The sequence below is a fragment of the Yersinia aldovae 670-83 genome, from assembly GCF_000834395.1.
In the GTDB taxonomy this organism is placed as follows: domain Bacteria; phylum Pseudomonadota; class Gammaproteobacteria; order Enterobacterales; family Enterobacteriaceae; genus Yersinia; species Yersinia aldovae.
Window position 1 is genome coordinate 2,625,229 of sequence record NZ_CP009781.1, and the last position, 20,266, is coordinate 2,645,494.

A 20,266-nucleotide genomic window follows, 5' to 3' on the forward strand; every position below is an offset into this window, starting at 1 on the left:
ATCACAAAACAGGGCTGTTTACTGACGAAACATTCAGGTGAAATGCGTTGTAACGCTGCATGACACGCAGCACCCGTGTATACTGTGCGGAGATTCACACTTCTGCTTTCTATATATCAACCTAATCAACTGAAACGTCATCATGGTCCAAGGCACGCTATACATCGTTTCCGCGCCCAGTGGGGCAGGGAAATCAAGCCTGATTCAGGCTTTGTTAAAAACACAACCGTTGTACGACACGCAGGTTTCTATTTCCCATACCACGCGTGCTAAACGTCCGGGTGAGAATCACGGAGAACATTACTTCTTCGTTTCTAAAGAAGAATTTTGCCAGATGATTGATGACGATGCTTTTCTTGAGCACGCCAAAGTATTTGAAAATTACTATGGCACCTCACGTCTGGCTATTGAGCAGGTTCTTGCAACCGGCGTCGATGTATTTTTAGATATCGACTGGCAAGGCGCGCAGCAAATTCGTGCAAAAATGCCGACTGCACGCAGTATTTTTATTTTGCCCCCATCCAAAGAAGAATTGGATCGCCGTTTACGCGGCCGTGGGCAGGATAGTGAAGAGGTTATTGCAAAACGAATGGCGCAAGCTGTCGCGGAAATGACCCATTATGCAGAATATGATTATTTAATCGTGAATGATGATTTCAATCTGGCTTTATCTGATCTGAAAACCATTATTCGCGCGGAAAGACTGCGTTTAGGCCGCCAGAAACAGCGGCATGACGCTTTAATCACCAAATTATTGGCAGACTGAACCGAGTTTCAGTATCATGCCCCGTCATTTCGTCACCTGTGGAGTAGCAGAATTATGGCACGCGTAACTGTTCAAGACGCTGTAGAGAAAATTGGTAACCGTTTTGACCTGGTGTTGGTCGCTGCTCGTCGGGCACGTCAAATCCAGTCCGGCGGTAAAGACGCACTGGTTCCAGAAGAAAACGATAAAGTTACTGTGATTGCGTTGCGTGAAATCGAAGAAGGCCTGATTACTAATCAGATTCTCGATGTGCGTGAACGCCAGGAGCAGCAAGAGCAGGAAGCCGCAGAGATCCAAGCGGTAACTGCTATTGCTGAAGGTCGTCGTTAATTAGACAGCGAGTCTGCCTTGTACCTGTTTGAAAGCCTGAATCTGCTGATTCAACGTTACCTGCCAGAGGAGCAGATTAAGCGCCTCAAACAGGCATATCTTGTCGCGCGTGATGCTCACGAGGGTCAGACACGCTCCAGTGGTGAGCCATATATCACTCACCCGGTTGCTGTGGCCTGTATTCTCGCGGAGATGCGGCTCGATTACGAAACCTTAATGGCGGCGCTGTTACATGACGTCATTGAAGACACACCTGCCACATATCAAGATATGGAGCAGTTGTTTGGGAAAAGCGTAGCCGAGCTGGTCGAGGGTGTTTCTAAACTCGATAAACTGAACTTCCGTGATAAGAAAGAAGCCCAGGCGGAGAATTTCCGCAAAATGATCATGGCGATGGTGCAGGATATCCGCGTCATTTTGATCAAACTGGCTGACCGCACCCATAATATGCGAACGCTGGGTTCTTTACGCCCAGATAAGCGCCGCCGCATTGCTCGCGAAACCCTTGAAATATATAGCCCACTCGCCCATCGGCTGGGTATTCATCATTTAAAAACTGAGCTGGAAGAGCTGGGTTTTGAAGCGCTCTACCCCAATCGCTACCGCGTGATTAAAGAAGTAGTGAAAGCCGCGCGTGGTAACCGCAAAGAGATGATTCAAAAAATTCTGGCGGAGATTGAAGGGCGTCTGACAGAAGCGGGGATTCCGTGCCGCGTCAGTGGCCGTGAAAAGCATCTTTATTCCATCTATTGCAAGATGAACCTGAAAGAACAGCGTTTCCACTCTATCATGGATATCTATGCTTTTCGGGTTATCGTCAAAGAAGTCGATACGTGCTATCGGGTGTTGGGTCAGGCTCATAGCCTGTATAAACCGCGTCCTGGCCGAGTTAAAGACTATATTGCCATCCCTAAGGCTAACGGCTATCAATCGTTGCATACTTCATTAATCGGCCCTCATGGGGTGCCGGTTGAGGTGCAAATCCGTACTGAAGATATGGATCAGATGGCTGAAATGGGGGTTGCTGCACACTGGGCTTATAAAGAGCAAGGTGAGTCCGGCACCACCGCACAGATCCGCGCTCAGCGCTGGATGCAAAGTTTGTTGGAGTTACAGCAAAGTGCGGGCAGCTCATTTGAATTTATCGAAAGTGTAAAATCTGATTTATTCCCTGATGAGATTTACGTTTTCACCCCAGAAGGCCGCATTGTCGAACTTCCTGCCGGTGCAACGCCTGTCGATTTTGCTTATGCCGTGCATACCGATATTGGTCATGCCTGTGTCGGCGCGCGCGTTGACCGCCAGCCCTATCCGCTTTCTCAAGCACTGAGCAGTGGCCAGACGGTGGAGATAATTACAGCGCCTGGCGCACGGCCTAATGCCGCCTGGCTGAATTTTGTTGTTAGCTCTAAAGCGCGAGCCAAAATTCGCCAATTGCTGAAAAATCTTAAACGTGACGAATCGGTAAGCCTTGGCCGCCGATTGCTGAATCATGCCTTAGGAAATGGCCGTAAATTGTCTGATATTTCTGAAGAAAATATCAAACATGAATTGGATCGCATGAAGCTGGCGACACTGGATGATTTACTGGCAGAAATTGGTTTAGGTAATGCCATGAGTGTGGTGGTGGCTAAAAACCTGCTGGGTGACCCATCCTCGCTGGCAACGTCCGGGACGCGGAATCTGGCAATCAGAGGTGCTGATGGTGTACTTATCACCTTTGCCAAGTGCTGTCGCCCGATTCCAGGTGATCCTATTATTGCGCATATCAGCCCGGGTAAGGGGTTGGTTATCCATCACGAATCCTGCCGTAATATTCGTGGCTACCAGAAAGAACCTGAGAAGTTTATGGCGGTTGAGTGGGACAAAGAGACTGAGCAAGAGTTTATTGCTGAAATTAAAGTCGATATGTTCAACCAGCAAGGGGCTCTGGCGAACCTGACCGCAGCAATTAATGCAGCCGAATCTAATATTCAGAGCCTGAATACAGAAGAGAAAGATGGCCGGGTATACAGCGCCTTTATTCGCCTGACTACCCGTGACCGAGTCCATCTGGCTAACATTATGCGTAAAATTCGTATCATGCCCGATGTAGTTAAAGTCAGTCGTAATCGCAATTAGCGCCTATGAATCCTCAACGCTATGCGCGTATATGTGAAATGCTTACGACCAGGCAGCCAGACCTAACGGTTTGCCTGGAAGAAGTGCATAAACCTCATAATGTCTCTGCAATTATTCGCACTGCCGACGCTGTTGGTATCCATCAAGTTCATGCTATTTGGCCAACGACTCAAATGTACACGCGGCTCTCCTCTGCTGCTGGCAGCAATAGTTGGGTACAGGTCAAAACACACACTCATATTGCCGGTGCCATTGCTCATCTTAAATCACAAGATATGCAGATACTGGCGACTCATCTGTCTGATAAAGCTGTTGATTTCCGTGAAATCGACTATACCCGTCCAACCTGTATTTTGATGGGGCAGGAGAAAACCGGTATCTCTGAAGAAGCTCTGGCACTGGCGGATCAAGACATCATTATTCCGATGATCGGCATGGTGCAATCGCTTAATGTTTCAGTCGCTTCAGCATTAATTTTATATGAAGCCCAACGGCAGCGGCAAAATGCGGGCATGTATCAGCGAACCCAGAGTGTTTTGTCAGAAGATGAACAACAGCGACTACTGTTTGAGGGCGGCTACCCAGTATTGGCGCACGTTGCTAAACGTAAAGGGCTGGCTCAACCCCATATTGATGAGCAGGGTCAGGTCATTGCCGATGCGCAATGGTGGTCTGCCATGCAATCCACGGAGTCTTAGATGAAAGGTCGCCTACTGGATGCCGTACCCCTGAGTACACTTTCCTGTGTTGGCGCTAGTCAGGCGGGAAAGCTGGCTAAAATGGGTCTGGAAACTATCCAAGACCTGCTGCTTCACCTGCCACTACGTTATGAAGATCGCACCCGCCTGTACCGTATTGGCGATCTGATGCCCGGCCTTTCGGTCACTGTTGAGGGGGAAGTTCTCCGTTCAGATATCAGTTTTGGCCGTCGCCGTATGATGACCTGCCAAATCAGCGATGGTAGCGGTGTGCTCACCCTGCGCTTTTTCAATTTCAATGCCGCGATGAAAAATAGCTTATCTCCAGGTAAGCATGTGATTGCCTATGGCGAAGCTAAACGGGGTAATACCGGCCCGGAAATCATTCACCCAGAATATCGGGTGCATGGCGAGAATATTGGCGTTGAATTACAAGAGTCGCTAACACCGATTTATCCCACCACTGAGGGTATTCGTCAGGCAACGCTGCGCAAACTAATCGATCAGGCGCTGGCAATGCTAGATACCTCTGTTATTGCCGAATTATTGCCCATCGAATTAAGCCGCTCACTGATCAGCCTGCCGGAAGCAATTCATACGCTACATCGTCCACCAGCAGATATTCAGCTAGCGGATTTAGAGCAAGGTAAACACCCGGCACAGCGGCGGTTGATCATGGAAGAGCTGCTGGCCCACAACCTTAGTATGCTGGCTGTTAGGGCGGGGGCACAAAGCTACCGCGCATTGCCGTTACTGGCCGAAAAACAACTCAAGCAACGTTTTCTGGCGGCTCTGCCATTTACCCCAACCGGCGCTCAACGGCGGGTAGTGGCGGAGATTGAGCAGGATATGACCCATAACTTCCCGATGATGCGGTTGATTCAAGGGGATGTGGGTTCTGGTAAAACATTGGTTGCGGCGCTGGCTGCGCTGCGGGCCATTGCTCACGGCAAGCAAGTCGCACTCATGGCGCCAACGGAATTGCTGGCAGAACAACATGCCGCCACGTTTCGCCAATGGCTGGAACCACTAGGGCTGGAGGTCGGCTGGCTGGCTGGGAAACAAAAAGGTAAAGCACGTATAGCACAGCAAGAAGCCGTCGCCAGTGGTCAGGTTTCGATGGTTGTCGGCACTCACGCAATGTTTCAAGAACAGGTACAGTTTTCTGGCTTGGCGCTGGTTATTATTGATGAACAACATCGTTTCGGGGTTCATCAACGGCTCGCTTTATGGGAGAAGGGCGAGGAGCAAGGCTTCCATCCGCACCAGTTAATTATGACCGCAACCCCAATCCCAAGAACACTGGCTATGACTGCCTATGCTGATCTTGATACTTCAGTGATTGATGAGCTCCCCCCCGGTAGAACACCGGTCACAACGGTTGCGATCCCTGATACCCGCCGCAGTGATGTGGTTCAGCGGGTTAAAAATGCCTGTCTGGAAGAGGGTCGGCAAGCCTATTGGGTCTGCACCCTGATTGAAGAGTCTGAGTTGCTAGAAGCGCAAGCAGCCGAAGTCACCTGTGAGGAATTGAAAATCGCTTTGCCAGAAATTAAAGTCGGTTTGGTTCATGGCCGCATGAAAGGGCCAGAAAAACAGGCGGTTATGCTGGCCTTTAAACAAGGTGAATTGCAGTTACTGGTTGCCACCACGGTGATTGAAGTTGGGGTTGATGTACCTAACGCCAGTTTGATGATTATCGATAATCCAGAGCGATTAGGGTTAGCGCAATTGCATCAGTTACGTGGCCGTGTTGGCCGTGGTGCTGTCGCTTCACACTGTGTTCTGCTGTATAAAACGCCGCTGAGCAAAACGGCTCAAATGCGCTTGCAAGTGCTGCGCGACAGTAATGACGGTTTTGTTATTGCTCAGCGGGATTTGGAAATCCGTGGCCCTGGCGAATTGCTAGGAACACGCCAGACGGGGAGTGCTGAATTTAAAGTGGCCGATTTACTGCGTGATCAGGCGATGATTCCCGAAGTGCAACGGGTTGCCCGCCATCTGCATCAGCAATATCCTGAACACGCGCAGGCATTGATAGAACGCTGGCTGCCAGAGCGAGTACGTTACACTAATGCTTAATCAATAAGGGGCCAGGCCAGCCCCCCAAATGCAGTTACCCCACCACCGCCGGGAATATCGGCAGTAATAGATAAAGCTTAATGACGATTGCATTGGCGATATCAATAAAGAACGCACCTACCATCGGCACAACCAAAAACGCCAGATGAGACGGACCAAAACGGTCAGTGATCGCTTGCATATTGGCAATTGCAGTGGGTGTTGCACCCAGGCCAAAGCCACAATGACCCGCCGCCAGCACCGCTGCATCATAGTTTTTGCCCATAACACGATAAGTAACAAAAATAGCGTACAGCGCCATTGCCAGTGCCTGAACGGACAAAATAACCAACATCGGTAAGGCCAGTGAAGCCAGTTCCCAGAGCTTCAGGCTCATTAATGCCATCGCCAAAAACAGTGACAGACTAACATTGCCCAACACGGATACCGCTCGATCAAACACTTTATAGAAACCGATTGCCGATAGCGTATTGCTGAGGATAACCCCGACAAATAGCACGCAGACAAAGATTGGCAGCTCAAACATCGTTCCCTGCAACCAGCCCGCAATAACATTACCTGCCATCAAGCAAATCGAAATCATAGCTATGGTTTCGACTAAGACCAACGAAGTGATCATCCGGCCTGCTGATGGTTTTTCAAATGCGGACGGGACTTCGCTATCGTCTGGTGTGCCATCTGGCGTAGAAGAGTGCTTCACCAAATAGCGGGCAACCGGGCCGCCAATCAAACCGCCCAGTACCAAACCAAATGTTGCACAGGCCATAGCAACTTCAGTTGCGTTTTCAAAGCCATAACGCTCAGTAAATAGTTTACTCCACGCAGCCCCTGTTCCGTGTCCACCCGATAAGGTAATTGAACCTGCCAATAGCCCCATCAGTGGGTCTAGCCCCATCAATTTAGCAAGCGCTATACCGATTGCATTCTGCATCAGCAGTAACCCGATGACCACAAAGATAAATACGCTCAGGGCTTTGCCACCGGTACGTAAACTGGCTAGATTTGCATTCAATCCAATAGTTGCAAAGAATGCCAGCATCAAGGGATCTTTCAGCGACATATCGAAACTGATTTCCCAACCGAGGGTCTTTTGCATCAGCAGCATCAAAAAAGCGACCAGCAAGCCACCGGCTACCGGTTCAGGAATAGTGTATTTTTTTAGGAATGAGACAGTTTGTACAAGTTTTCGGCCTAATAATAAAACCAAACAGGCCGCGACTAGCGTGCCATAGGTATCGAGATGAAACATCTTGGTACTCCATGCGATTGAAATATCGAATAAAAATATGACGTTAGACAGTTCCTTAAAAACGCCAAAACAGTTAAGAAGGGGATTAGAAAAAAAAACGCCGCCAATTACAAGTTTAGTCGTAGAAAAATGCGAAGCGGTAACGAATAGAATTATTTAAAGAAATACTGCGCAACCGATTGCTTTTGTGAGGAAGAACATTAAAATGCCCTCTTTGCCGATCCGGAAATGCCACTCCATGTCTACGCAATCCGCCGAGCTTGATACACCACAGCAGGCAACCACTCGCCCCAGCGAATTGATTTATCGTTTAGAAGACCGCCCTCCCCTCGCCCAAACATTGTTCGCCGCTTGCCAGCATCTATTGGCGATGTTTGTTGCAGTGATAACGCCCGGCTTATTGATTTGCCAGGCGTTGGGATTACCAGCGGAAGATACCCAACGCATTATTAGCATGTCGCTGTTTGCATCCGGCCTGGCGTCGTTGTTGCAAATTAAAACCTGGGGACCAGTTGGCTCTGGCTTGTTATCGATTCAGGGTACCAGTTTTAACTTTGTTGCGCCGTTAATTATGGGTGGCCTGGCGCTGAAAAATGGTGGCGCTGATATCCCAACCATGATGGCAGCACTATTTGGTACGCTGATGATTGCGTCCTGTACCGAAATTATACTTTCCCGCTTTCTACATTTGGCACGCCGTATTATCACCCCGCTGGTATCCGGCATTGTGGTAATGATTATTGGCTTGTCATTGATTCAGGTCGGGCTGACATCTATTGGTGGCGGTTATGGTGCAATAAGTGATCATACCTTTGGCGCACCAAAAAACCTGTTATTAGCGGGTGCAGTCTTAGTGGTGATTATTTTGCTGAACCGCCAGCGCAATCCGTACCTGCGAGTCGCCTCTTTAGTTATTGCTATGGCCGTGGGTTATCTGCTGGCCTGGTCGCTGGATATGTTGCCAGAAAGCCGCCCGGTGGTGGATACCGCGCTGATTACCATTCCAACACCGCTCTATTATGGCCTCTCTTTTGACTGGAACCTGCTGGTGCCGCTGATGTTGATCTTTATGGTGACCTCACTGGAAACCATCGGCGATATTACTGCAACATCAGATGTATCAGAGCAACCGGTTCATGGCCCGTTGTATATGAAACGGCTAAAAGGCGGCGTGCTGGCGAATGGTTTGAACTCGATGCTGTCAGCGGTGTTCAATACTTTCCCTAACTCCTGCTTTGGCCAGAACAATGGTGTTATCCAGTTGACCGGTGTTGCCAGCCGTTATGTTGGTTTTGTTGTCGCGCTGATGCTGATTGTGCTGGGCCTGTTCCCAGCCGTTGCCGGTTTTGTGCAGCATATCCCAGAGCCGGTGCTGGGTGGGGCCACCCTTGTGATGTTCGGTACGATTGCCGCCTCAGGTGTGCGTACTGTGTCACGCGAAACCCTTAATCGCCGCGCGATTATGATTATGGCGTTGTCATTGGCGGTTGGTATGGGTGTCGCGCAGCAACCCCTGATTCTGCAATTTGCGCCAGATTGGATAAAAACACTGCTTTCTTCCGGGATTGCCGCCGGTGGTATTACTGCCATTGTGCTTAACTTGCTCTTCCCACAAGAAAAATAATCTTTGGTTAATGCATCAATGAAATGGCCAGTCGTAAACGATACTGGCCATTTTTTTATCAATAGATAATGGATTGTCTATTGAGCTAACGGGCAAATTACGGCATAAACAGGGTTCCGTATCACCGAAAGCGTGGAAAAACCGGATGAAATTTCTCGGGAAAGTGCTGTTAACGTTATTACTGCTACTGGTGCTGTCTGTAGCGCTGTGCTACGTATTGATCCAGACCAGTTGGGCCGCCAGTTGGCTGAGCCGCTGGGTGAGTGATAACAGCGAATATCGCCTCTCTCTGGGGAAAATAGACCATTCATGGTCAGCACCGGGGCAAATCAGTTTGAGTAATATCACGCTTGGGAAGGCCAACCAACCCCCCTTTCTTATCGCCCAGCAGGCATTGCTTGGCCTGAGCTGGCGGCAACTCACCGAGCCGCACCATTTTCTCAATCTGCAACTGCAAAATGGTAGCTTAATCCTCAATAACACCGCATCACCGCTGCCGCTACAAGCCGATACATTACAGCTAACCAATATGGCGTTGAATACGACTATTGAGCCGAAAAATTCAGCTAGTCAATGGCAGATTACCGCTCAAAAAGTGAATGGCGGCTTGGTGCCGTGGCAGCCGCAACCGGGCAATAGCCTTGGCGAAAAGACGCAATTTCAGTTCAGTGCCGGTTCCCTGACCGTCAACGGCATCACCGCTCAACAACTCTATCTACAAGGTTCGATTGAGAAAAATGCCCTGACCCTGACTAATTTCGGAGCCAATATCGCACAAGGGGAATTGACCGGGAATGCCAGCCAGTCAGCGGATGGTAGCTGGCTGGTTGAAAGGTTACGTCTGAGCAATATCCGCCTGCAAACCGCGGCCACGTTAGAGCATATCTGGCAGACATTCTTACAGTTGCCGCCAATTACATTAAAACGCTTTGATTTGATTGATGCGCGTGTTGAAGGGAAAAACTGGGCATTTAATGATTTAGATCTCACACTGAAAAATATCACCTTTAAGCAAAGTGATTGGCAAACTGATGATGGCGAACTGGCCTTCAATGCAGGCGATATTATCAAAGGTAATATTCATCTGATTGACCCCATCGCAACATTTTCTTTATCGCCGGCTGGCGTGGCAATTAATCAGTTCTCAACCCGCTGGCAAGATGGCCTGTTAAGGGCTCAGGGGAATTGGGCACGCGATACTCATCGTCTACAGTTGGATGAGCTGACTCTCGTGGCATTAGTTTATACCTTGCCCTCAAACTGGAAACAGCAATGGCAACAAACGCTCCCCAACTGGTTGTCTGAGGTCTATGTTAGCAAGCTGAGTGCTAACCGCAATTTATTGATTGATATCAGTCCTGACTTCCCATTCCAGATTACGTCGCTGGATGCGTCGGGCACTCACTTACTGCTGGCAAAAAACCATCAATGGGGGATATGGTCTGGATCGCTGATGCTGAATGCCGGTAATGCCACCTTCAATAAAAATGATGTTCGCCGCCCGTCATTGGCCCTAAATGCGAATGAACAACATATTACGTTTAGTGATTTAAGTGCTTTTACCAAAGAGGGTTTGTTGGAGGCGACCGGCAGTATTGACCAAACACCAGCCCGATCGTTATCACTGATACTGACTGGCCGCGCGGTCAATCTTGATATCTTGCAAAATTGGGGCTGGCCGGCCTTACCACTGCAAGGTTTGGGCAATTTGAAATTGCAGATAAAAGGCAATCTAGCTACAGATACTGCACTAAAAACGACGATTAACGGCTCACTACAGGCCACTGACAGCCACGGGCAGCAAGTAAGTCAGATAATAGAGCATGGTGAGGTGCAAAACGTGGCAAAACAATAAGAACGATTAATGCAACCTTCGCGAGAGAACAATTAAGAATAACTGCCGATTACGTAAGATTTAGCGTAATCGGCACAAGCCGCATCGGTTACACCGAAGGGAAGGAGCCTGAATATTCAAGAAAACTTGGTGGTACATAGTTATTAATCTTATGCTCATGACAATATTCGATAACCTGCTTTTTACTGGTAACACCGGCCTTCCGGTAGATATTTTGGGTGATATTGCAAACAGACCGGGGCGATAAATGAATCTTCTTAGCAATTTCGTTGCTGGAAAATTGATGTAAAATATAAAATAACACTTTCCATTCTCTTTGGGTGAATAACTGCGATGGGGGTGTAAATATAAGTGAGTCGGGTGCTTTCATTTTATTTAAGCGGGTGAGTATTGTATCGTGTACTGGCCTATCATGACAAATAATCCCCTGAGACACGCCGTTTTCATCAATTAATGGATACTTATCAGCAAAATAAGGGGTAAGATAAGAAAGACCATCCCATTCATTAATTTCAAGCGTTGTTATACGATCCTGTAATAACTCTACCTGGCGATCTTGCCGCTGAAATTCATCCTGAAATGCTGCGGCTGCGTGGGGTATTTCACCATCGAATAACCCTTCCACACAATATCCATCAGGTAAGTTGCATAATCGATTAAATCGATGGTTTGCATAAACATATCGTGATTGATTGTCTTTCACTATCCAAGGTTCTGAACTGTGCTCCCAAAACCGGATGAATACCTCAAGTGCATTTGATAGTGTTTTTTCCATTACCATTTTCTCCTTAACTTTAAACTATTTCACCCTGCAAGTGGAAAAGAACCTGAATATTCGAAAATGCTTTGTGGTACATAATTATGAATATTCTGCTCATGACAATATTCGATAATCTGCTTTTTACTGGTAACACCGGCCTTCCGGTAAATATTTTGGGTAATATTGCACACAGACCGGGGCGATAAATGAACCTTCTTAGAAATTTCGTTGCTGGAGAAGTGATGTAAAATATAAAATAACACTTCCCACTCTCTTTTGGTGAGTAACTGTGATGGGGGGGTGAATGTAATTGAGATGGGTAATTTTATATTTAAGTGGGTGAGAATTGTATCGTGCACGGGTCTACCATGTATAATAACACCCTGAGACACTCCGTTCTCATCTATTAATGGATACCTATCAGCAAAAAAAGGGGTAAGATAAGAAAGGCTATCCCATTCATTGATTTCAAGTGTCATTATTCGATCCTGTAATAATTCCGCTAGCCGATCTTGCCGCTGAAATTCATCCTGAAACTCTGCGGATGGCATGGGTATTTCACCATCCAATAACCCTTCCACACAATATCTATCAGGTAAGTTGCATAATCGATTAAATCGATGGTTTGCATAAACATATCGTGATTGATTGTCTTTTACTACCCAAGGTTCTGAACTGTGCTCCCAAAACCGGATGAATACTTCAAGTGCATTTGATAGTGATTTTTCCATTTCCATTTCTCCTTAAATTTAAACTCTTTTACCCAGCAAGTGGAAAAGAACCTGAATATTCGAAAATGCTTTGTGGTACATAATTATGAATATTCTGCTCATGACAATATTCGATAATCTGCTTTTTACTGGTAACACCGGCCTTCCGGTAAATATTTTGGGTAATATTGCACACAGACCGGGGCGATAAATGAACCTTCTTAGAAATTTCGTTGCTGGAGAAGTGATGTAAAATATAAAATAACACTTCCCACTCTCTTTTGGTGAGTAACTGTGATGGGGGGGTGAATGTAATTGAGATGGGTAATTTTATATTTAAGTGGGTGAGAATTGTATCGTGCACGGGTCTACCATGTATAATAACACCCTGAGACACTCCGTTCTCATCTATTAATGGATACCTATCAGCAAAAAAAGGGGTAAGATAAGAAAGGCTATCCCATTCATTGATTTCAAGTGTCATTATTCGATCCTGTAATAATTCCGCTAGCCGATCTTGCCGCTGAAATTCATCCTGAAACTCTGCGGATGGCATGGGTATTTCACCATCCAATAACCCTTCCACACAATATCTATCAGGTAAGTTGCATAATCGATTAAATCGATGGTTTGCATAAACATATCGTGATTGATTGTCTTTCACTATCCAAGGTTCTGAACTGTGCTCCCAAAACCGGATGAATACCTCAAGTGCATTTGATAGTGATTTTTCCATTTCCATTTCTCCTTAAATTTAAACTCTTTTACCCAGCAAGTGGAAAAGAACCTGAATATTCGAAAAAGCTTTGTGGTACATAATTATGAATCTTCTGCTCGTGACAATATTCGATAATCTGTTTTTTACTGGTAACACCGGCCTTCCGGTAAATATTTTGGGTTATATTGCACACAGACCGGGGTGACAAATGAACCTTCTTAGCAATTTCGTTACTGGAGAAGTGATGCAAAATATAAAATAACACTTCCCACTCTCTTTTGGTGAATAACTGTGATGGGGGAGTGAATACCAGTGAGGTGGGCACGTTTATCTTATTTAATCGGGTTAACATTATATCGTGCAGCGGTCTGCTATGACAAATTACCCCTTGAGATATACCATCCTCATCAATTAAAGGGTATTTATCACTTAAATAAGGTGTGAAATATGAACGTCCATCGTATAACTGAATATCTACTGATGTTATACGATCTTGTGATAGTTCGACTCGACGATCATGTTGTTGAAACTCATCCTGGAAATCTGCTGATGGTGTAGGAATCTCACCATCTAACCGACCTTCTAAGCTATATGTATCCGGTAAGTTAAATAATTTATAAACTCTACTATTTGCATAAATAAACCTTGATTGATTATCTTTTATTGCCCAAGGTTCTGAACTTTTTTCCCAAAACCGGATTAATACTTCAAGCACATTTGATAGTGTTTTTTCCATTGCTACTTTCTCCTTAATTTTAAACTATTTCACCCTGCAAGTGGAAAAGAACCTGAATATTCGAAAAAGCTTTGTGGTACATAATTATGAATCTTCTGCTCATGACAATATTCGATAATCTGTTTTTTACTGGTAACACCGGCCTTCCGGTAAATATTTTGGGTTATATTGCACACAGACCGGGGTGATAAATGAATCTTCTTAGCAATTTCGTTACTGGAGAAGTGATGTAAAATATAAAATAACACGTCCCACTCTCTTTTGGTGAATAGCTGTGATGGGGGAGTGAATACCAGTGAGGTGGGCACGTTTATCTTATTTAATCGGGTTAACATTATATCGTGTACCGGTCTGTTATGACACATAACCCCTTGAGATACGCCGCTCTCATCAATTAAAGGGTATTTATCACAGAAAGCAGCGGTGCAATAGGAAAGTCCATCAAGAAAATGTATTTCAACCGAGGTCATACGGTCTTGTAATAACTCCACCTGACGATCTTGCCGCTGAAATTCATCCTGAAACTCTGCGATTGGGGTAGGAAGTTCACCATCAAATCGCCCTTCGACGTTGTATTTGTCAGGTAGGTCTAAAAATTTATAAAATCGATTGTTTGCATAAATAAACCTGGATTGATTATCTTTTATCCCCCAAGGTTCTGAACTGTGCTCCCAAAACCGGATTAATACCTCAAGTGCATTTGATAGTGTTTTTTCCATTGATACTTTCTCCTTAATTTTAAACTATTTTACCCAGCAAGGGGAAAAGAACCTGAATATTCGAAAAAGCTTTGAGGTATATAATTATTAATCTTTTTCTCATAACAGTATTCGATAACCTGTTTTTTACTGGTAACACCGGCCTTCCGGTAGATATTTTGGGTGATATTGCACACTGAGCGGGGTGATAAATGGAGTTTTTTAGCAATATCTGAACTTGAGAAAGCATGTAATATATAAAAAAGGACTTCCCATTCTCTTTGCGTGAATAACTCCGATGGCGGAGTAAAGATAAGTGAGGTCGGTACTTTTATCTTATTCAAATGAGCTAAAATTATGTCTTGTATTGGTCTAACATGGCAAATAACCCCTTGAGATACACCATTTTCATCGATTAACGGATACTTATCGCAAAAGTAAGGCTGAAGGTGAGAACTCCCATCCCATACATGTATTTCAACTGTTGTTATGCGGTCTTGTAATAACTCTACCTTACGGTCATGCTCTTGCCATTCATCCTGAAATTCCGCCATTGGTGTAGGCATTTCTCCATCTAACCGCCCTTCCAAACTATAATTATCCGGTAAGCCTAATAATTTATGATTTCTAGGATTCGAATAAACAAATCTTGATTGGTTATCTCTTACCACCCAAGGATCTGAACTGTGCTCCCAAAAATGTATAAATACTTCAAGTGCATTTGATAGTGTTTTTTCCATTGCCGTTTTCTCCTTAAACTCCCCCTCTCATATAAGTGAAAAGGAACCTGAACATTCAAAAAAACTTTGTGGTATATAATTATTAATTTTCTGCTCATAACAATATTCGATAACCTGTTTTTTACTGGTAACACCGGCCTTCCTATAGATATTTTGGATTATATTATCGACTGATCGAGGTGATAAATGTATCTTCTTAGAAATTTCAGTGCTGGAGAAGTGATGTGAAATATAAAACAAGACTTCCCACTCTCTTTTAGTAAATAATTGTGATGGCGGGGTAAAGACCAGTGAGCTAGGGGTTTTTATTTTATTCAAATGAGCTAAGACTATATCGTTCACTGGTCTGGCATGGCAAATCACCCCTTGGGACACACCGTTTTCATCTATTAATGGATATTTATCGCAGAAATAAGCCGTTAAATAGGAAAGTCCATTAAGTAAATGTATCTCAACCGAGGTTATACGGTCTTGTAATTGCTCCACCTGACGATCTTGCCGCTGAAATTCATCCTGAAATTTTGCGATTGGGGTGGGAAGTTCACCATCAAACCGCCCTTCGACACTGTATTTATCAGGTAAGTCTAAAAATTTGTTGAATCTATGATTTGCGTAAACATATCGTGATTGGTTATCTTTTATCTCCCAAGGCTCTGAACTGTGCTCCCAAAACCGGATTAATACCTCAAGTGAATTTGATAGTGTTTTTTCCATTGCTGTTTTCTCCTTAAGTTTTATCCGCACTTATTCTGCAAGTGGGAATGAACCTGAATACTCGAAAAAGCTTTGTGGCACATAATTATTGATTTTATTCTCACAACAATATTCTATGATCTGATTTTTACTGGTAACACCCGCCTTGCTATAGATGCTTTGAGTTATATTACAGACTGTACGTGATGATAAATGAAGATTTTTAGCAATTTCACTGCTTGGGATGGCATGTAAAATATAAAACAACACCTCCCACTCTCTGTTTGTGAATGTATCTGATGGCGATGTGAAAAGAAGTGTTGTGGGTACTTTTATTTTACTTATACGGGCTAACACTATATCTTGCACTGGCCTTCCATGACAAATAACACCTTGTGATACGCCATTTTCATCTATTAATGGGTATTTATCAAAAAAGAAAGGTGTGAAATATGAACACCCATCATATAACTGTATATCAACTGAGGTTATACGGTCCTGTAATAGTTCAACCTTGCGGTCATGCAGTTGAAACTCAGCCTGAAATTCTGATATTGGTGTAGGTAGCTCACCATCTAATCGCCCTTCCAAACTATATTGATTAGGTAAAGCTAATAATTTATATAATCTAGGATTACCATAGATATACTTTGACTGATTATCTTTTACCGCCCAAGGCTCTGAGCTGTTATCCCAAAACCGAATTAATGCTTCAAGCGAGTCTAATAATATTTTTTCCATTGCATTCTCCTTATTACGTTTAGTTTTTCCTTAATCTTCTGATGATTATACGCCCTCTATAATCGGTGAACCGGCTTGGCCATATTTCTTGGGGAGAGATTCCAATTGCATCTGCAATAATCATTTCACCTTTTGGCCACGGGCGTGTCAATGCATTTGATAATGTACTTGGCGACAACCCATTCTCTCTTGATAATGCTGAAAGAGAACCTTTTTCTTTCCGTATAGCCGCTAAAATATCTTGTTTATGCCAATTCTTATTCATTTTAATTTACTCCTATAAAGTTATAGCATGATCTATTATGCCTTGGATACATCAGCTAAAATCCGATTAACTTATAGTTAGTCATTTAATAATAAATTCAAACGTTAATTGTGTTGTGTAATTAACAGCAACTGTTAGTTTATTAAATAACGATTACCCACTATCGTCCAGTGCATTAATTACTCATTTTAAATGTAATAGATTTAATATAACCAGTAGTTACTGCCATAGACTGCAAATAGTCTGTAGAATATCTAAGTATTGAAATGCAGTTTATAGAAAAAATTAAGAAAGAATATTTTAAAATTTATTAAAATAACAACTAGAATGGAATGGCATCCGCTCATATGATATAATAAGAGCGGGCTAGACAAGCGAGATTTAATTAACTCACCGTATGCTCTTCGGCGGCAACAGGCAGCACCATATAAGTACCTTCAAAGACAGCACCCTGATTTTCATCCCCAAATAGGTTAACGTCTAACTGCACGCGGGCACGGCGGCCACGGGCCAGACGATCCAAATCGCCACTTAAAGAACTGAGTTCGGCAACGGCTCTTGGCCGCCCGGTAACTGGCGAGCTGTAGCGAATATGGGCGTCAGCAAGAATAATCGTGCCCCCCAAGTGACGCTCGCGCAGCAATAACCATATCAACCCCCAGCCGGTCAGGGTAGCTAAGGAAAAAAGGCTGCCAGCGAATAAGGTGTGATGAGGATTCTGATTACCCGCCTCCGGCATGGTGGTCACGAAACGCTGGCCGGTATATTGGCTAATGCGCACCCCCATTTTTTCACTGAGCGGAATATGGTCATACCAGGCTTGCTGCAACTGGCCACACCAATCAGGGCGATGCAAGATATCATCCATCGTGACTACCGGTTTGATCATTAGGAAGTGGCGCACTGGCGTGGTTTGCGGGGCAGTAATCTCGCCCTGACTCACAAAACCTAACTTGGCGAAGAAATCTACCGCATCTTCGCGCGCACTACACACTACTCGCTTCACGCCTTCCTGCCGCGCCACCGACTCTAACGTCATGGCGACCAACGTCCCTAACCCTTTATCACGAACAGACGGATCCACCGCCAGAAAGCGAATGGCGGCCTCATTATCAGCATTGATATATAAACGGCCAATGGCAACAGGTTTACCCTGTTCATCTACCACCATTTGGTGATGGGCCATTGCGTCATAAGCATCCTTTTCGGAGCCAATCGGTTGGTGTAGCGGCTTGCGTAGCATTTCCCAACGAAATTGATAATAATCTTTGAGTTCTTGTTCTGTTGTGGGTACACGCAAGTGATACATAGAAGCGATCTCTCTTTAAAATTATCAATAAAGCCTATCCCCAGGAACTTAGATAATTCAGTAACTGAAGATGAGCAAAAGCAGTCAACACCCCTGCATATTGAAGGGCGATGGGGATATTTCATAGCCCAAGTGACTGAGTTTATCCCTATACCTGCAACCAAAACGTCACCGGACCATCATTTACCAGGCTAACTTTCATGTCTGCGGCAAATAATCCCGTTTCCGTTTTTACACCACGCTCGCGGCACTGAGCAACAAAATACTGATAAAGTCTGTCAGCTTCTGCGGGAATGGCACCGCGGGAAAAGCTCGGTCTCATACCTTTTTGCGTATTGGCCACCAGTGTAAATTGCGAAACCACCAGCACACTCCCACCAGCCTGCTGGACGTTGAGATTCATTTTGTCATTCTCATCACCAAAAATCCGATACCCCAGCACCCGATCACATAAACGCTGCGCTTTTTGCTCAGTATCATCTTGCTCAACACCCAGTAATATCAACAATCCTGGGCCAATTTCACCGACGACATTCCCGTCAACCATGACACTTGCGTTCAGCGCTCGTTGAATCAATGCAATCATAATGCTTTATATCTCCTGACTCCGGCTTTCCGCAGTTTTTGCTTGATAGCGTTCGGTGCGATATTCACTCAGCATTACGGTAATTTCCGCGCCCAACAACACAATGCACCAACTCCAGTAAACCCAGAGGAATAAAATCGGGATAACAGCCAACACCCCGTAAATCAACTGATAAGAGGGAAACAAGGTGATATACATCGTGAACGCTTTCTTACCCAATTCAAATAGTAACGCCGCAACCAGTGCCCCAATAAATGCATCGCGTGCAGGTACCCGCACTGTAGGTACCACACTATATAGCAACCAAAAAGAGAGCCAGGAAATCAGCAGAGGGAATACTCGCAACACCTCATCAATCATGCTACCCACTTGCGCATTAGCCAGCCAGTGCAATGACAACAGATATGAGCTGATGACCATGCTGGCCCCCACCAGAATCGGCCCCAGTGTGAGAACCATCCAATAAACCGCAAATGAAAATACCAGTGAACGCTGAGTTTTACTGCGCCAGATAATATTGAGCACGCTGTCCACTGAGTAAATCAGCAGTAACGCAGTGACAATCAGGCCGCAAGTCCCCACAACGGTCATCCGATTTGAGTTTGCGACAAACTGCTCAAGATAATTTTGGATAATGTCACCGGTAGCAGGCATAAAATTGGCAAAGATGAAGGCTTTCAATTTTATGCTGATATCAGCAAACATTGGAAAAGCAGCGAACAAGGCGAAGATCACCGTTACCAATGGCACCAAAGAAAGCAATGATACATAGGCCAAATGCCCAGCCAGCATTGTTAACCCGTCTTTATCAATTCGGGTGTAAAGCATTCGTCCGAACGTAATGAAGGGTTTTAAAGACGCAGATAAGCGAAAACGCAGAAAACTCGCCATGTTTATCTCTCAGTCAATACCGATGTTTAGACTCGGTTATGGGCCAGCGTGATGTTTAAGGCTAACCCATTAACGTCAGGAGAAAGAACTTATCAGGAAAAATAAGCAGGAATAACCTTTCGGTCAGTGACATGAATAGCGGTCATACCTTCAATTCTGGCGGCAACAATATTTGCTTCAATATCATCAAAGAACACCGCCTGCTCTGGCGGAACATTTTCAGCATGGAGTACATGTTGATAGATTCTGGCTTCCGGTTTACGCATCCCCAAATCCTGCGACAAATACATGTGGTCAGCGGCGGCAGCAACTTCAGGGAAGTGCTGTGGCCAGTAATTGCAATGCAGACGATTGGTATTAGATAACACCACAACGCGATGCCCTTCCTCACGCAGTTTATGCATAATCGCGACGACTTCCGGTCGCAACGCGACAAATACCGCCTGCCAGCCTTCAGCAAACTGTTCAAAGCTTAGGGATAGCCCCATCTCATCACTGAGCTGACGCGCAAAGTCCTCATCACTGATTTCCCCTCGTTCATGCTGCTGGAATACTTCGCCCATAGTAAAACGTTCGCTCAATGTCGCCAGCGGAACACTGCTTAACTTACTCCAGACACCCAAAACGCGTTTAAAGTCGATATCAACAATCACATTCCCTAGATCAAAGATATACAGCATAGCGCTCTCCCAAT

At 45.1% G+C, this 20,266-nt stretch carries 21 protein-coding genes; 7 read left to right on the forward strand and 14 right to left on the reverse strand.

The genetic code is table 11. The features are described from left to right. Window positions 1-142: 142 nt before the first annotated feature. The 5 genes from gmk to recG are packed head-to-tail and all read left to right on the forward strand — an operon-like array spanning window position 143 to window position 5,997. Window positions 143-766 (forward strand): guanylate kinase, encoded by a 624-nt coding sequence (gene gmk, locus AT01_RS11960; protein WP_004704191.1) that lies wholly within the window; start codon window positions 143-145, stop codon window positions 764-766. Window positions 767-820: 54 nt separating this feature from the next. After that, a complete protein-coding gene (gene rpoZ, locus AT01_RS11965; protein WP_004392061.1) occupies window positions 821-1,096 on the forward strand; it encodes a DNA-directed RNA polymerase subunit omega in 276 nt (91 codons plus the stop codon). A gap of 18 nt (window positions 1,097-1,114) precedes the next feature. Continuing rightward, entirely contained in the window at window positions 1,115-3,217 is a 2,103-nt protein-coding gene (gene spoT / locus AT01_RS11970) for a bifunctional GTP diphosphokinase/guanosine-3',5'-bis pyrophosphate 3'-pyrophosphohydrolase (RefSeq protein ID WP_004704192.1), read from the forward strand. A 5-nt stretch (window positions 3,218-3,222) separates the two neighbouring features. Further along, the gene (gene trmH / locus AT01_RS11975; RefSeq protein WP_042547307.1) at window positions 3,223-3,915 is read left to right on the forward strand and encodes a tRNA (guanosine(18)-2'-O)-methyltransferase TrmH; all 693 of its coding nucleotides are present in this window, start codon (window positions 3,223-3,225) and stop codon (window positions 3,913-3,915) included. Continuing rightward, window positions 3,916-5,997 (forward strand): ATP-dependent DNA helicase RecG, encoded by a 2,082-nt coding sequence (recG, locus tag AT01_RS11980; RefSeq protein WP_042547308.1) that lies wholly within the window; start codon window positions 3,916-3,918, stop codon window positions 5,995-5,997. A gap of 34 nt (window positions 5,998-6,031) precedes the next feature. Here the strand turns inward: recG and gltS are convergent, their stop codons facing one another. Further along, window positions 6,032-7,246 carry a sodium/glutamate symporter gene (gltS, locus tag AT01_RS11985; RefSeq protein WP_004704195.1) on the reverse strand — a complete coding sequence of 405 codons (1,215 nt, stop codon included), beginning with the start codon at window positions 7,244-7,246 and terminating at the stop codon, window positions 6,032-6,034. Window positions 7,247-7,484: 238 nt separating this feature from the next. Between gltS and AT01_RS11990 the strand changes: the two genes are divergently transcribed. Further along, complete coding sequence (locus AT01_RS11990; protein WP_042547309.1) at window positions 7,485-8,870, forward strand: uracil-xanthine permease family protein; 1,386 nt, start codon at window positions 7,485-7,487, stop codon at window positions 8,868-8,870. 145 nt (window positions 8,871-9,015) lie between these two features. Then, entirely contained in the window at window positions 9,016-10,725 is a 1,710-nt protein-coding gene (locus AT01_RS11995) for an AsmA family protein (RefSeq protein WP_042547310.1), read from the forward strand. Window positions 10,726-10,813: 88 nt separating this feature from the next. Here AT01_RS11995 and AT01_RS12000 read toward each other — a convergent pair whose 3' ends face one another. The 13 genes from AT01_RS12000 to yihX all read right to left on the reverse strand — a co-directional run bounded on the left by AT01_RS12000 (window position 10,814) and on the right by yihX (window position 20,252). Continuing rightward, entirely contained in the window at window positions 10,814-11,500 is a 687-nt protein-coding gene (locus AT01_RS12000) for a helix-turn-helix transcriptional regulator (protein ID WP_042547311.1), read from the reverse strand. 29 nt (window positions 11,501-11,529) lie between these two features. Beyond that, window positions 11,530-12,216 carry a helix-turn-helix transcriptional regulator gene (locus AT01_RS12005; protein WP_042547312.1) on the reverse strand — a complete coding sequence of 229 codons (687 nt, stop codon included), beginning with the start codon at window positions 12,214-12,216 and terminating at the stop codon, window positions 11,530-11,532. Between the two features lie 28 nt (window positions 12,217-12,244). After that, window positions 12,245-12,931, reverse strand: coding sequence for a helix-turn-helix transcriptional regulator (locus AT01_RS12010; protein WP_042547313.1), 687 nt, complete (start codon window positions 12,929-12,931; stop codon window positions 12,245-12,247). 28 nt (window positions 12,932-12,959) lie between these two features. Next, window positions 12,960-13,649, reverse strand: a complete 690-nt coding sequence (locus AT01_RS12015) for a helix-turn-helix transcriptional regulator (RefSeq protein ID WP_042547314.1) — start codon at window positions 13,647-13,649, stop codon at window positions 12,960-12,962. Window positions 13,650-13,678: 29 nt separating this feature from the next. Beyond that, a complete protein-coding gene (locus AT01_RS12020) occupies window positions 13,679-14,368 on the reverse strand; it encodes a helix-turn-helix transcriptional regulator (protein WP_042547315.1) in 690 nt (229 codons plus the stop codon). A 29-nt stretch (window positions 14,369-14,397) separates the two neighbouring features. Then, complete coding sequence (locus AT01_RS12025) at window positions 14,398-15,087, reverse strand: helix-turn-helix transcriptional regulator (RefSeq protein WP_042547316.1); 690 nt, start codon at window positions 15,085-15,087, stop codon at window positions 14,398-14,400. A gap of 27 nt (window positions 15,088-15,114) precedes the next feature. Beyond that, a complete protein-coding gene (locus AT01_RS12030) occupies window positions 15,115-15,801 on the reverse strand; it encodes a helix-turn-helix transcriptional regulator (protein WP_042547317.1) in 687 nt (228 codons plus the stop codon). Between the two features lie 30 nt (window positions 15,802-15,831). Then, window positions 15,832-16,521: a helix-turn-helix transcriptional regulator gene (locus AT01_RS12035; protein WP_042547318.1), complete on the reverse strand. Its 690-nt coding sequence runs from the start codon at window positions 16,519-16,521 to the stop codon at window positions 15,832-15,834. Between the two features lie 19 nt (window positions 16,522-16,540). Then, window positions 16,541-16,786, reverse strand: a complete 246-nt coding sequence (locus AT01_RS20830) for a helix-turn-helix domain-containing protein (protein WP_071841516.1) — start codon at window positions 16,784-16,786, stop codon at window positions 16,541-16,543. Between the two features lie 385 nt (window positions 16,787-17,171). Beyond that, window positions 17,172-18,095: a fatty acid biosynthesis protein FabY gene (gene fabY, locus AT01_RS12040; protein WP_004704206.1), complete on the reverse strand. Its 924-nt coding sequence runs from the start codon at window positions 18,093-18,095 to the stop codon at window positions 17,172-17,174. Between the two features lie 148 nt (window positions 18,096-18,243). After that, on the reverse strand, window positions 18,244-18,681 hold the full coding sequence (gene dtd / locus AT01_RS12045; protein ID WP_042547319.1) for a D-aminoacyl-tRNA deacylase: 438 nt from the start codon (window positions 18,679-18,681) through the stop codon (window positions 18,244-18,246). Between the two features lie 6 nt (window positions 18,682-18,687). Then, window positions 18,688-19,572, reverse strand: a complete 885-nt coding sequence (locus AT01_RS12050) for a virulence factor BrkB family protein (protein ID WP_042547320.1) — start codon at window positions 19,570-19,572, stop codon at window positions 18,688-18,690. Window positions 19,573-19,664: 92 nt separating this feature from the next. Then, window positions 19,665-20,252, reverse strand: coding sequence for a glucose-1-phosphatase (gene yihX, locus AT01_RS12055; protein ID WP_004704209.1), 588 nt, complete (start codon window positions 20,250-20,252; stop codon window positions 19,665-19,667). Window positions 20,253-20,266 lie beyond the last annotated feature (14 nt).